13 protein-coding genes are annotated in these 12,649 nt (G+C 42.3%); 11 read left to right on the plus strand and 2 right to left on the minus strand.

Annotated features, from left to right (window positions below; genetic code table 11):
• The first annotated feature begins 274 nt into the window (after positions 1-274).
• From ettA to I2I33_RS12565, 3 genes are all read left to right on the plus strand, one after another.
• Positions 275-1,951: an energy-dependent translational throttle protein EttA gene (gene ettA / locus I2I33_RS12555; protein ID WP_087422501.1), complete on the plus strand. Its 1,677-nt coding sequence runs from the start codon at positions 275-277 to the stop codon at positions 1,949-1,951.
• A 12-nt stretch (positions 1,952-1,963) separates the two neighbouring features.
• Positions 1,964-2,770 (plus strand): hypothetical protein, encoded by an 807-nt coding sequence (locus I2I33_RS12560; protein ID WP_195666814.1) that lies wholly within the window; start codon positions 1,964-1,966, stop codon positions 2,768-2,770.
• A gap of 727 nt (positions 2,771-3,497) precedes the next feature.
• On the plus strand, positions 3,498-4,049 hold the full coding sequence (locus I2I33_RS12565) for an RNA polymerase sigma factor (protein ID WP_087422292.1): 552 nt from the start codon (positions 3,498-3,500) through the stop codon (positions 4,047-4,049).
• Between the two features lie 350 nt (positions 4,050-4,399).
• Here the strand turns inward: I2I33_RS12565 and I2I33_RS12570 are convergent, their stop codons facing one another.
• Positions 4,400-4,813 (minus strand): hypothetical protein, encoded by a 414-nt coding sequence (locus tag I2I33_RS12570; protein WP_087422293.1) that lies wholly within the window; start codon positions 4,811-4,813, stop codon positions 4,400-4,402.
• 267 nt (positions 4,814-5,080) lie between these two features.
• Between I2I33_RS12570 and mce the strand changes: the two genes are divergently transcribed.
• From mce to I2I33_RS12610, 8 genes are all read left to right on the plus strand, one after another.
• On the plus strand, positions 5,081-5,485 hold the full coding sequence (gene mce / locus I2I33_RS12575) for a methylmalonyl-CoA epimerase (RefSeq protein WP_087422294.1): 405 nt from the start codon (positions 5,081-5,083) through the stop codon (positions 5,483-5,485).
• A 38-nt stretch (positions 5,486-5,523) separates the two neighbouring features.
• Positions 5,524-7,083, plus strand: a complete 1,560-nt coding sequence (locus I2I33_RS12580) for an acyl-CoA carboxylase subunit beta (RefSeq protein ID WP_087422295.1) — start codon at positions 5,524-5,526, stop codon at positions 7,081-7,083.
• Positions 7,084-7,088: 5 nt separating this feature from the next.
• Positions 7,089-7,433 (plus strand): OadG family transporter subunit, encoded by a 345-nt coding sequence (locus I2I33_RS12585; protein ID WP_087422296.1) that lies wholly within the window; start codon positions 7,089-7,091, stop codon positions 7,431-7,433.
• A gap of 60 nt (positions 7,434-7,493) precedes the next feature.
• Positions 7,494-7,880, plus strand: coding sequence for an acetyl-CoA carboxylase biotin carboxyl carrier protein subunit (locus tag I2I33_RS12590; protein ID WP_239428336.1), 387 nt, complete (start codon positions 7,494-7,496; stop codon positions 7,878-7,880).
• 78 nt (positions 7,881-7,958) lie between these two features.
• On the plus strand, positions 7,959-9,167 hold the full coding sequence (locus tag I2I33_RS12595) for a sodium ion-translocating decarboxylase subunit beta (RefSeq protein ID WP_410492001.1): 1,209 nt from the start codon (positions 7,959-7,961) through the stop codon (positions 9,165-9,167).
• 102 nt (positions 9,168-9,269) lie between these two features.
• A complete protein-coding gene (locus I2I33_RS12600) occupies positions 9,270-10,298 on the plus strand; it encodes a threonine aldolase family protein (protein WP_087422299.1) in 1,029 nt (342 codons plus the stop codon).
• Between the two features lie 3 nt (positions 10,299-10,301).
• Entirely contained in the window at positions 10,302-10,958 is a 657-nt protein-coding gene (mnmD, locus tag I2I33_RS12605; protein WP_087422300.1) for a tRNA (5-methylaminomethyl-2-thiouridine)(34)-methyltransferase MnmD, read from the plus strand.
• Positions 10,959-11,054: 96 nt separating this feature from the next.
• The gene (locus I2I33_RS12610) at positions 11,055-11,837 is read left to right on the plus strand and encodes a TIGR02757 family protein (RefSeq protein WP_087422301.1); all 783 of its coding nucleotides are present in this window, start codon (positions 11,055-11,057) and stop codon (positions 11,835-11,837) included.
• On the opposite strand, the gene I2I33_RS12615 is transcribed toward I2I33_RS12610, so the two are convergent.
• Positions 11,827-12,648 (minus strand): DUF4846 domain-containing protein, encoded by an 822-nt coding sequence (locus I2I33_RS12615; protein WP_087422302.1) that lies wholly within the window; start codon positions 12,646-12,648, stop codon positions 11,827-11,829. The genes I2I33_RS12610 and I2I33_RS12615 overlap by 11 nt on opposite strands.
• Between the last annotated feature and the right edge of the window lies 1 nt (position 12,649).

A 12,649-nucleotide genomic window follows, 5' to 3' on the forward strand; every position in this document is an offset into this window, starting at 1 on the left:
GGGAGAGAGAAGGCTCCCGGGGATTCTTGTGTAATGGCTATGATAGCTAGTTTGTTATATGTTTGAATGAATTATGTTTGATGAGGGGGCAAGCGTCTTGTTAAAGAATAATTGTGAATTTCTTTTAGAATTTTGAAACAAAATACACGCTTGTTTCGTATAACGGATTAAGTATATTTTTTTAATTTGAAGATATAATATATCTTTGTATCCATTTTAAGGATAATTAGTTGTGTGCTAGAAGTGAAACATAATATCGTGTAAGTTAATGGGTATGACAGACGAGAAGAAAATTATTTTTTCCATGATGGGGGTGAGTAAAACGATACCACCTCAAAGAAAGATTATAAAGGATATTTATCTTTCCTTTTTTTATGGGGCAAAAATCGGGGTGATCGGTTTGAACGGTTCCGGAAAATCGACGTTATTGAAAATTATTGCCGGGTTAGACCCGAATTACGAGGGTAAGGTGATCTGGTCGAAAGAACATTCTATCGGGTATTTGCCACAGGAGCCTCAGTTGGATGATTCCAAGACCGTGAAAGAGGTCGTGCAGGAGGGTGTTCAGGAGGTGATGGATTTGTTGAAGGAGTACGAGGAGGTGAACATGAAGTTTGCCGAACCGATGAGTGATGAGGAGATGGATAAGTTAATGACTCGTCAGGGGGAGTTGACAGAATTGATCGAGCATCACGGCGGATGGGAGATTGACCAGAAGTTGGAGAGGGCTATGGATGCTTTGCGTTGTCCTGAACCGGACGCGGAAGTGAAGTTCCTTTCCGGGGGAGAACGTCGTCGGGTGGCCTTGTGTCGCTTGTTGTTGCAAGAACCGGATATTTTGTTGCTGGATGAGCCGACGAACCATTTGGATGCCGAGTCGGTGGAATGGTTGGAACAACACTTGCATCAATATCCCGGTACGGTGATTTGCGTGACGCATGATCGTTACTTCTTGGATAACGTGGCCGGTTGGATACTGGAGCTAGACCGGGGTGAGGGAATTCCATGGGAAGGAAATTATTCTTCTTGGTTGGAACAGAAGGCAAAACGATTGGAACAGGAGGAAAAACAGGCCAGCAAACGCCGGAAGACGCTGGAACGGGAGCTGGAATGGGTACGTATGGCTCCTAAGGCTCGTCAGGCAAAGAGTAAGGCCCGTTTGAAGGCTTATGACCGGATGATGGATGAGGACGTGAAGGAGAAAGAAGAAAAGCTTGAAATATTTATTCCGAACGGTCCTCGTTTGGGAAACAAGGTGATCGAGGCCGAGCATGTGGCGAAGGCGTTCGGGGATAAGGTGTTGTTCGATGATCTTGAATTTAAGTTACCCCCGGCCGGAATTGTCGGGGTGATTGGCCCTAACGGTGCGGGAAAGACTACTTTGTTCCGTTTAATTATGGGCGTGGAGCAACCGGATAAGGGAACATTTGAAGTTGGGCCGACCGTGAAGATCGCGTATATAGATCAACAGCATAAAGCAATAGACCCGGAGAAGACGGTTTATCAGGTGATTTCCGGGGGAAGTGATTTGATAAACCTGGGAGGACGGGAAGTGAATGCCCGGGCTTATGTTTCCAAATTTAACTTCTCCGGGACGGATCAGGAAAAGAAATGCGGGGTGTTGTCCGGTGGGGAGCGTAATCGCTTACACTTGGCTTTGGCATTAAAGGAGGATGCTAACGTGCTGTTGCTGGACGAGCCCACGAATGATATTGACGTGAACACGTTACGGGCCCTGGAAGAGGGATTGGAAAACTTTGCGGGCTGTGCCGTGGTCGTGTCGCATGATCGTTGGTTTCTGGATCGTATTGCAACTCATATCCTAGCTTTCGAGGGTGATTCTAAAGTGGTATATTTCGAGGGAAGTTACTCCGAATACGAGGAAAGTAAGAGAAAACGTTTGGGAGATGTTACCCCGAAACGTATACGTTATAAAAAATTAATCGGTTAAGATTATAAGGACGTGCCTAAGAAAAAAGAAAAAAAGATTGTAGATACCGGTTTCGTGCCGGGTATCTACAATTATTGCGACAGATGGTGTGAACGTTGTCCATTGCAGCTTCGTTGCATGAGTTACATGATGGGTAAGAAGTTGAAGGAGCGTACGAAAGTGAACTTGGGAGAGGAGATGCCGGATGATGACGAGTCGGCGTTAGCCCGTCTGAAAAATATTTTTGATTCTACTTTTGACGTGTTGCGAGAGTTGGCGGAGGAAAGAGGTATGGGGATAGAGGATATTTATTCCTCGGAGAAGGTGGACCGGGGATTCTGGGGGGAAGATTACGAGGATTTGGAAGATGAGGATGAAGAGGCGGTCAGGCAGATAGAACAGGAAGATCTTGTGAAATGTGACCGGATCTATAAAACTTTGGCTGAGAAGTGCCAGGAGAGTATTTATCAATGGTTTGACGAGGCCAAGATAAAAGAAGGTGATGCTCCCAGAACGAAAGAGGTCGGGGATGCGTTGTTGGAGGTAAATTGGTATCTGGATTTGATTCACTCCAAGATTAGGAGGGCGTTGTACGGGTATTATATCTACTCGGATAAGATTAATGCCACGCAGAAAGAGGATGATTATAATGGATCGGCGAAGGTAGCCTTGTTGGCTGTCGAGATTTCTCAAAATGCGTGGATGGTTTTGAGGGAGCGTTTATCAAGTTTTGAACCGAATATATCTCACTTGATCGTGGTCTTGGAACAATTGGGCTTGGAGATTGATCACTTTTTTCCCAAAGCCCGTTATTTTAAGAGACCCGGTTTTGATTGTTAACATAAAAATGTAAATTGAGGTAGGGCGTTTGATGTTTAAATACCGTTTTTCTTTTACGAATCATTCGTGTACAGGGTGAAATTGAAAAACGGTATATTTCGAGGGAGAATAATAACATAGTTGTGAGATAACCTGTTTTTCGAACGAGTGAAGTGTTTACTATTTTGTTAAAAATGTGGTGTTAAATAGGTCGAAATCGGCTATGAAATGTGTGAGTGAAATTTTCTAAATTTATGGTGATTGACAAAAATATTGAAAATGATTAGAGGTGTATGAAAAAATATCTATATTTGTAATCAAATAAACGAACGATTCTTAATATTATAAATCCTCTTCTTCTTTTTTATTTATGTTTTTTGCTTAGTCATTCATACACATACCTTTATGACTAGGTGACTTTTCGTGATTATTTGATTTTACCTTTCTTTTTTCGCTATCAAAAATCGTTCGTTTAATAATATTGATTTCTGTTTTCGTCAGGGACGTTACTCTAAAGAAAAATCCTTGATGTATGTTTTTGATTTTGAGGGAAGAATAAAAAATACATCAATTTTGGTAATTGTGTGCTATTATTACTATTTTTGAGGATTATTAAACGAACCATTAATGCTTCTTTTATCAATGACACCTTGACATACATTGATTACGTACTTCCAGTTCATTTCAACCAAGAAGATTTTCGCTTTTAAACTTTTCACCATATATTTGTGTGGATAAAATTCCTGACATGAGCGACTCTATTAACGGTATAGATACATTTAAAGAACTGTACACGGATTATTTTCAAGCCGTGTGGGGATTCTGCAATACCTATCTAAAAGACAGGGAACAAGCCATGGACGCCACGCAGGAGACATTTTTCAAATTGTACGAACGCTTGGATGATTCCTACACCAAGCGAAACGCAGTTGCCTTCATTTATATCACGGCAAAAAATATCTGTATGGATATCTTGAGACGGAACAAATTTAAAACAGAAGATGCCGAACAGTTAAAGGATGAGTTACCCTCTGAAGATTCGTTTTTAGAAGAAATTGCCACTCAGGAAATGATCCGGTGTGTACACTCCGCCATCAACCAACTCTCCGGACGTAGCCTCGAAATCGCCACCCTCGCATTAGAAGGCAAATTAAACCCGGAAATCGCGGACGTGCTGGGAATCTCTCTTAACTCCGTGAAATCTCTCAAAAAAGAAATGTACACCAAATTACGAAAGATTATCGGACACGAATATATTATCCTTTTTTTCGCCAAGCACTTACTACACGTGGATAAATAAATTCTGCAAACCCGTCATTTCCATATATTTTTTATAACTTTTGTCCTATCTCAAATCCAATTAATCAGGTTTTCAGAAAGCATTTCTACCCATAAAAATAATAAAAGAGTAATATCACAGGTATTATAATAGAATTACTATCTTCATATTTATTTTTTATTTTCAATCTGATTTCTATAATAATTAGTGTTGAATAGGAGATGAATGGGAGTTGAATAGGAGTTGGTACGATAAATATACATTAAATATAAGAAAAAATTATCTTATATAGGCATTAATATCTATATAACAGGGTTGAAAAAGTTTACCTGCTCCCGGTAAACTTTTTCCCAAAGAATATACCTGCATTTTTATCTTCTTTTCCTATCACGGAAAAGGAAAGCCCCGAACGGCAAACAGATTCCAGCAATAACGATCTGGTAAGCCCCGTATAAAACACGAGTGTCGTTAGCCAGCACGTTACCGGCAACCGACATACTCCCCTCTTCCTTGTCCAGACCGAGCGTGATCATCTGCCACAAAACCACGAAAGCGGCAAGCAACGAAAAAAATGATCCGAGGTATAGTAACCCCATGGACATATCCTGCTTTGCCTCTTTCCGCAAGCCAAAAAGAAAAACAAGGGCAAACATGATAAACGTAAACCAACCAACGGTTTGATACCCCATGATCATTCCCAAGCCACCGATTTCATACCAAGGTAGAAACGTCGCAATCATACCAATGATGGCGATCAAAAAAACGACAAATTTTTGCTTACTCATAATATCCGATATTTTTATTATCAATATAAATTTCACTCTTTCTAAATAGGGTTTACGTAACGAATAATGATGAAGTTATCAATACTTTATTTAAAACAAGTATAAACTCGTTTTTTTTGAAAATATTTACCGCTTTTACTTGAAAATCGCAAGAACAATGAGTAGTTTCGCGCATAAATATTGGAACGAGAGAAATATTCGAAGAAAGTGCGCTATAAATAAGCTAAATGATTAAAATATAATATCTAACTTTAATGTTTTTTTGTTATGAAACCAACACATATTGAACACATCGGCATCGCAGTTGCCAGTTTAGATGAAGCAATCCCATACTATGAAAAAGTATTAGGTTTAGAATGCTATGCTATTGAAGAAGTAAAAGATCAAAAAGTAAAAACAGCTTTCTTTAAAGTAGGACAAACTAAAATTGAATTACTGGAATCAACTGACCCGGAAGGCCCTATCGGTAAATTCGTTGAGAAAAACGGGGGTGGTATGCACCACATCGCTTTCGCTGTTGAAGATGTTCAAGCCGCATTGAATGATGCACAAGCTGCAGGTTGCCAGTTAATCGACAAAGCTCCGCGCGGAGGTGCAGAGGGATTGAGAATCGGATTCCTTCACCCGAAATCAACGTTCAGAGTATTAACTGAACTTTGCGGAACGAAATAATTTCTTTTAAATAATCAGCTCATATAAATTTTGATAATATGACAAATCAAGATAAAGTCAAAGAGTTAATCGAATTACGCGCGCAGGCAAAGCTTGGCGGAGGGGAAAAGCGTATAGAATCCCAACACAAAAAAGGGAAATATACCGCTCGCGAAAGAATCGCCATGTTGCTGGACGAAAATAGTTTCGAAGAGTTTGATATGTTTATAACACACCGTTGTTATAACTTTGGGATGGAAAAGACCAAATTCTTGGGTGATGGTGTGGTAACCGGACAAGGAACAATTGACGGACGTCTCGTATTTGTTTTTGCTCAAGACTTCACTGTTTTCGGAGGAGCGCTTTCCGAAATGTTAGCTCAAAAGATTTGCAAGGTGATGGACAAAGCCATGACCGTGGGAGCTCCCATTATCGGATTGAATGATTCGGGTGGTGCTCGTATTCAAGAAGGGGTTAACTCCTTAGCCGGATACGCGGAAATTTTCGAACGGAATATTCTCGCTTCAGGAGTTATCCCGCAGATCTCCGCTATTTTCGGCCCTTGCGCCGGAGGTGCCGTGTACTCTCCTGCCTTGACGGACTTCATCCTGATGACTGACCAATCATCATACATGTTTGTAACCGGTCCGAAAGTAGTGAAAACCGTAACGGGAGAAGATATTACAACCGAAGAATTAGGAGGTGCAGAAGTTCACTCCACGAAATCCGGTGTTTCTCATTTCTTGGCAGAAAACGAGGAAGAGGGTATCTCTATCATTCGCGATTTGCTTTCTTATTTACCTTCCAACAACTTGGAAGAGGCCCCGATTGCCATATGCAATGACCCGATTGACCGTCTGGAAGATCGGTTAAACGAAATAATTCCTGATAATCCGAATTTACCGTATAACATGATGGATGTCATTGAAGCTATCGTGGATAACGGAAAATTCCTGGAAGTTCACAAACGTTATGCCCGTAACATCATTGTCGGATTCTGCCGTATGGGCGGACGTTCTGTCGGCGTTATCGCTAACCAACCGAACTTCTATGCCGGAGTTCTTGACATTGAAGCATCTCGTAAAGCTGCACGTTTCGTTCGTTTCTGCGACTGTTTCAACATTCCGGTATTGACCTTGGTTGACGTACCGGGATTCTTGCCGGGACGTGTACAGGAGTATGGTGGTATCATCACTCACGGAGCAAAATTAATGTTTGCTTACGGAGAAGCGACTGTGCCTAAAGTAACCGTTACTTTACGGAAATCTTATGGTGGAGCTCACGACGTGATGTCATGTAAACAATTGCGTGGAGACTTCAACTACGCTTGGCCCACGGCACAAATCGCCGTTATGGGAGCTAAGGGTGCAATCGAAGTATTGTATGGTAAAGAATTGGCAGCAATCTCTGATCCTGAGGAAAAAGCTAAATTCGTTGCCACGAAAGAGGAAGAATACAACTCGGCTTTCGCAAACCCATACAAAGCCGCTTCATATGGATACATTGATGATGTTATCGAACCGCGTAACACGCGTTTCCGCATTATCCGTGCTTTCCAGTCTTTACAGACCAAGCGCGTTGTTAACCCGATGAAGAAACACTCAAATATACCGTTGTAATTCATATGATTACATTAGCAATTAACTGGGGTTACGCACTCCTCGTTACAGGCGTGGGGATGGTAACAGTATTTCTGCTATTGATTCTTTTGATCTGGATTATTAACTTACAGACCAAGTTGACGAATCAAGTAGAAGATCATGCGAAAACAGTTCAAGACACGGAAAAAGCAGTAGTGACAACGGATACCCATCCGACACCTCACGAACAAGCTGCCATCGCTATGGCTATGCATCTATATTTCAACTCTCATGACGAGGAACCTCACGTGATCACGATCGAAGAAGTTGAAAAACGTTATTCTCCGTGGAGTTCTAAAATTTACGGTATGAGAAACCTTAATAAGTAAAATAAACAGATTATGAATAAATTCAAAATCACCATAGACGAAAACAATTTCGATGTAACTGTGAATGTAACGGATCATGACAAAGCTACAGTTGAGGTGAACGGTATATCTTATGAAGTATCATACGAAAGCAAAAACACGGTTGCTACCACAGCTCCTCGTAAACCTGCTGCCATACCGACTTCAACTACATACAAGAGTTCCGCTCAAAGTACATCTGCAACAAGTAACAAGACTACCTACATTAAAGCACCGCTTCCCGGAACGATTTCCGCTATTAGCGTGAAAGTTGGCAGTCAAGTAAAACGCGGAGATTGTCTATTAGTCATGGAAGCCATGAAAATGGAAAATAATATCGTGGCAAGTGTTGACGGTCAAGTGAAAGCAATACATGTAACAGCTGGTCAAAGTGTTTCTCAGGATGATCCGCTTGTTGATTTGGTTTAATTTACCGTAAAACAATTGAAAATGAGACAAGTGGAAAAATACCTGTTAAAAATAGCCTTATTACTCGGCATATTTATCATGCCTTTTGCCGCTAGTGCAGAAGAAATTGATATGGGCGAAAAAGTGTCTAAATTCTTAAATGACACGGGATTTGCCCAACTTTTCGCCGGGAATTGGCTATGCTTAGTCATGATAGTTGTGGCATGCGTGCTATTTTATTTGGCTATCGTGAAGAAATTCGAGCCGTTATTATTGTTGCCAATAGCTTTCGGTATGTTATTGACTAACTTACCCGGAGCCGGATTATTCCATCCAGAACTTTTTGACGGAGGACACGTTCATTGGGCAAACTTCACTGATTCTAATAACGTTGGTTTGCTGGATTACCTGTACTTAGGGGTAAAATTAGGAATCTATCCTTGTATTATCTTTGTTGGTGTTGGAGCCATGACGGATTTCGGTCCATTATTGGCAAATCCTAAAAGTTTTCTTTTGGGAGCTGCAGCCCAACTCGGTATCTTCGTAACGTTCTTGGGAGCCCTTGCGTTAGGCTTTACCTATGCTGAGGCAGGATCTATCGGAATTATCGGAGGTGCCGACGGACCGACGGCTATTTACCTAACCTCAAAATTAGCACCGAGCTTACTTGGTCCGATCGCAGTAGCCGCCTATTCATATATGGCTTTGGTTCCTGTGATACAGCCACCTATCATGAAAGCGTTAACAACCCAGAAAGAACGGGAGATTGTGATGAAACAATTGCGTAAAGTATCTAAAAAAGAGAAAATCGTATTCCCGATCGTTGTAACCATATTTGTATCATTATTATTACCTTCTGCAGCTCCTCTAATCGGATGCTTGATGTTAGGTAACTTAATGCGTGAATGTGGTGTAGTTGAACGTTTGAGTAAAACAGTCCAAAATGAACTAATGAATATCTGTACGATATTCTTAGGTATCTCGGTCGGAGCCACGACTACGGCTGCTGCATTCTTGAATTTTCAAACATTAGCTATCCTGGTGATCGGAGTTCTAGCTTTCGGTATCGGTAGTGCCGGTGGTGTATTACTGGCAAAATTTATGAACTTGTTCACCAAGAACAAGATCAACCCGTTGATCGGTTCTGCCGGAGTTTCTGCAGTTCCGATGGCAGCCCGCGTATCACAGAATGTGGGACAAGAAGCTAACCCAGGAAACTTCCTGTTGATGCACGCCATGGGTCCGAACGTGGCCGGAGTTATCGGTTCTGCCGTTGCAGCCGGTATATTATTGTCATTCTTAGGATAACCTAATATTTCAGACTACCTCAAAGTAAATTTGAGGTAGTCTTTTTATATTCTGTTCATTATACATTATTTTCTTTTAACCACAAACTAATTTATTCTATTCATGGGACTTAGAGGTTTCGGTAGTGACAATTTTTCCGGAGTATTACCAGAAGTATTTAAAGCACTGGAAGAATCAGCCTTCGGACATCAACATTCTTACGGGGAAGACAAATACACGGAAAAAGCCATCGAAGATTTCAAACAAATCTTCGGAGACGATGTTGACGTGTATTTCGTTTATAATGGAACGGGAGCCAATATATTGAGTCTCTCGGCTTTCACTCATTCATATAATGCGATCATTTGTGCGGAAACAGCTCATATTAACGTGGACGAGTGCGGGGCTATCGAGAAACAAACCGGCAGTAAGCTGTTGACCGTTCCCACATTTGACGGAAAACTCACCCTGGGATTGATACACAATCATATGCATGGATTTGATGATCAACACCACGCCCAACCGAAAATCATCTCGCTAACTCAGTGTACGGAACTCGGAACAGTCTACACGCATGATGAATTAAAAGAAATTTGTGACTTCGCCCATGCCCACGATATGTATGTTCACATGGACGGAGCCCGTCTGGCAAATGCCGTTGCATACCTGGGATGTACCCCGGCCAGCATCACGAAAGAAGTGGGAATCGACGTTTTAAGCTTCGGGGGAACCAAAAACGGCATGATGTTCGGGGAAGCTGTTGTCTTCTTTAACACCACGATGTCGAAAGAGGTGAAATATATCCGGAAGCAGTTGATGCAGCTACATTCCAAATCGCGCTTTATCGCCGCCCAGTTCTCGGCTGTTCTAAAAGATAATTTATGGTTGAAATCAGCCGCACACGCAAATGCCATGGCACAAAAGCTCGCTAATGCGGCAGAGCAGATTCCTTCCGTGAGCATCACGCAGAAGGTTGAGGCAAACGAGATTTTCGCTATCATCCCGCGAGAAAAGATTACCAAACTTCAGGATGAATGTTTCTTTTACGTGTGGGATGAAGATGCGGCCGAAGTGAGATGGGTTTGCTCGTTTGACACCACGGAAAATGATGTCATCGAATTCGCAAACCTATTGCGTCAAGAATTATGCTAGAAGATGGATAGAGAAATTATTACCACAGAAGACGGAAGTACCACCCTGTATATACCGGAACTGAACGAGCATTATCATTCCATTCACGGAGCCATACAGGAATCTACTCATATATTTATAAAAGCAGGCATTGAATACTACGGGCAGAAGAATATCCGGATTTTGGAGGCCGGGTTCGGAACAGGTCTAAATGCTTTTCTAACGTTGCTTGAGGCGAGGGATAATGAACGCAAGGTGGTGTTTCACACATTCGAGAAATATCCGCTGACACCTCAGGAGGTGGAACAGATTAATTATTCCGACCTCTTCACCCCGGAAGATGCTCCCCTGTTTCAACAATTACATGATGCGCCTTGGGAAGAGGATGTTGTCATCACTCCTTATTTCACGCTCCACAAGCATCGGGCAGATTTCGAAGAAGTTAATTTTCACGAATATTTCGATATGGTCTTTTTCGATGCTTTCGCCCCCGACGTACAACCTCGCCTATGGACGGAATCTATGCTTACCAAGTTTTACAAAGCGCTTAAACCGGAAGGAATTCTCACGACCTACTGCGTAAAAGGAACCGTGAAACAAGCTCTTCGTAATATCGGTTTTAACTTGAAACGCCTTCCCGGTCCCCCGGGGAAACGGGAGATGTTGAGAGCAGTGAAATGATTTCATGATTTAGCGATTTCATGATTTCCAATCAGATGTTTCTAAAATCACAGAATCATTGAATCGACAATCACAGAATATTTTAAATTTTGCCCCGTGTTTTCCAAAGACTTAAAACAATTACTTGACGAGAAGTATTTAGAATACAATAAATCGGAATTCTTTATAGAAACCGATCCGATTCAGATACCGAAGTGTTTCGAAGAAAAAGAGGACATCGAAATTGCCGGATTTCTGGCAGCATCATTAGCATGGGGACAGCGGCCCACGATTATCAAGAAATGCAAGGAGTTGATGCAATTAATGGATTATGCGCCCCATGATTTCGTGATGCAGGCGGAAGACCAAGATTACGAACGTTTCTGCAATTTCAAGCACCGCACGTTTAATAGCTACGATTGTGTTTACTTTTTGAAATCGCTAGCGAATATTTATCGCCATCACGGGGGATTAGAAACCGTTTTCACACGGGCCTACCAAAAGCATCAAGATATGTTTGAAGTTCTAAAAGAGTGGTATTCTGTTTTCACCTCTTTACCTGCCGAGACAAGAGTACTGCGACATATCGCTAACGTGGAGAAGGGTTCAGCAGCGAAGAGGGTAAATATGTTTTTGCGCTGGATGGTAAGACACGACGGAGAGGTGGATTTCGGCCTGTGGAAAGATATTCCCACTTCTGCCCTATTGATTCCGCTTGACTTGCACACGGGTAACGTGAGTCGGCAACTAGGCCTGCTTACCCGTAACCAGAATGATCGGAAAGCCGTGGAAGAACTTACTGCACGTCTCCGGGAAATGGATCCTGTCGATCCGATTCGCTATGATTTTTCACTTTTCGGGTTGGGGGCTTTTGAGAAATACAACCGTTCTAATCTTTAAAACGTTTCAGGTTCGCTGAAGTAAATCCCCATTCCGGAGTCAAAATACTGCCCTCTCCCTTGAGGGTGTACCACGGGGATTTATCACGCTCTTTCGGGTTCTCCAGCACTTGAATATCTTGAGCCGGCATATAGCTTTGGGCCAGCAAATACAACTTTTCTCCTGTTGCGGGATTCTCTGCCATATCGACCACGATGACCGCGTGCCCGGGTGAACCGCCTTGAATAAGCACGTCCCCGATCTGCATGGAAGTCACCGGTACGGACGTTAATTCCTTCGCCAAAGATAAAGTCCCGGCATAAGCGAACACCACGTCCAGATAGGCTCTAAAAGTTTTATAAGAGTAATCTTTTTCTTTGGATTTGTACCAAGAAACTTGATTTCCTTTCACGCTGATCCGGTAACCTTCTGCCCATTTCGTGTAATCGGCACGGAAACCGTTCGTGAAGTTAAAGTGGATCCGGTCATACGCTTTATGCTTATACAGATATTCCGCCCGCAAACGAATCACGGCATCGGCACATTGTTGCAAATCCCGCTTACCGATCTCCATATCCACCACGGCACAATACACGCTCCGGTTCCATTTCTCCCGGCCATCGAAATAATGCACTTTAGTCCCGTGAGAACGCAAAGGAAGGTTCCTCAGGTATTCACCAAAAGAACCTTCCTTCACGTTTACCCTCGCATATCCCTCGGGGGGAACAATCCGGGTATGGATTTCTTTTCCATCCGCCCGGAGCAAAGTGTTCTGCCCTATCCCTTGCAGACAACAAAACAGGACGATGCAGAGGGTAATGCAATTTTTCATA

Source organism: Butyricimonas sp. BSD2780061689_150309_C8 (genome assembly GCF_015560935.1).
GTDB classification, from domain to species: Bacteria; Bacteroidota; Bacteroidia; order Bacteroidales; family Marinifilaceae; genus Butyricimonas; species Butyricimonas paravirosa.

Bases quoted from the DNA above. Each gene is read 5' to 3' on its own strand.
- I2I33_RS12565 (WP_087422292.1), top strand. From the start codon at position 3,498: ATGAGCGACTCTATTAACGGTATAGATACATTTAAAGAACTGTACACG.
- mce (WP_087422294.1), top strand. From the start codon at position 5,081: ATGAAACCAACACATATTGAACACATCGGCATCGCAGTTGCCAGTTTA.
- I2I33_RS12595 (WP_410492001.1), top strand. From the start codon at position 7,959: ATGCCTTTTGCCGCTAGTGCAGAAGAAATTGATATGGGCGAAAAAGTG.
- I2I33_RS12570 (WP_087422293.1), bottom strand. From the start codon at position 4,813: ATGAGTAAGCAAAAATTTGTCGTTTTTTTGATCGCCATCATTGGTATG.
- ettA (WP_087422501.1), top strand. From the start codon at position 275: ATGACAGACGAGAAGAAAATTATTTTTTCCATGATGGGGGTGAGTAAA.
- mnmD (WP_087422300.1), top strand. From the start codon at position 10,302: ATGGATAGAGAAATTATTACCACAGAAGACGGAAGTACCACCCTGTAT.
- I2I33_RS12600 (WP_087422299.1), top strand. From the start codon at position 9,270: ATGGGACTTAGAGGTTTCGGTAGTGACAATTTTTCCGGAGTATTACCA.
- I2I33_RS12585 (WP_087422296.1), top strand. From the start codon at position 7,089: ATGATTACATTAGCAATTAACTGGGGTTACGCACTCCTCGTTACAGGC.
- I2I33_RS12580 (WP_087422295.1), top strand. From the start codon at position 5,524: ATGACAAATCAAGATAAAGTCAAAGAGTTAATCGAATTACGCGCGCAG.
- I2I33_RS12615 (WP_087422302.1), bottom strand. From the start codon at position 12,648: ATGAAAAATTGCATTACCCTCTGCATCGTCCTGTTTTGTTGTCTGCAA.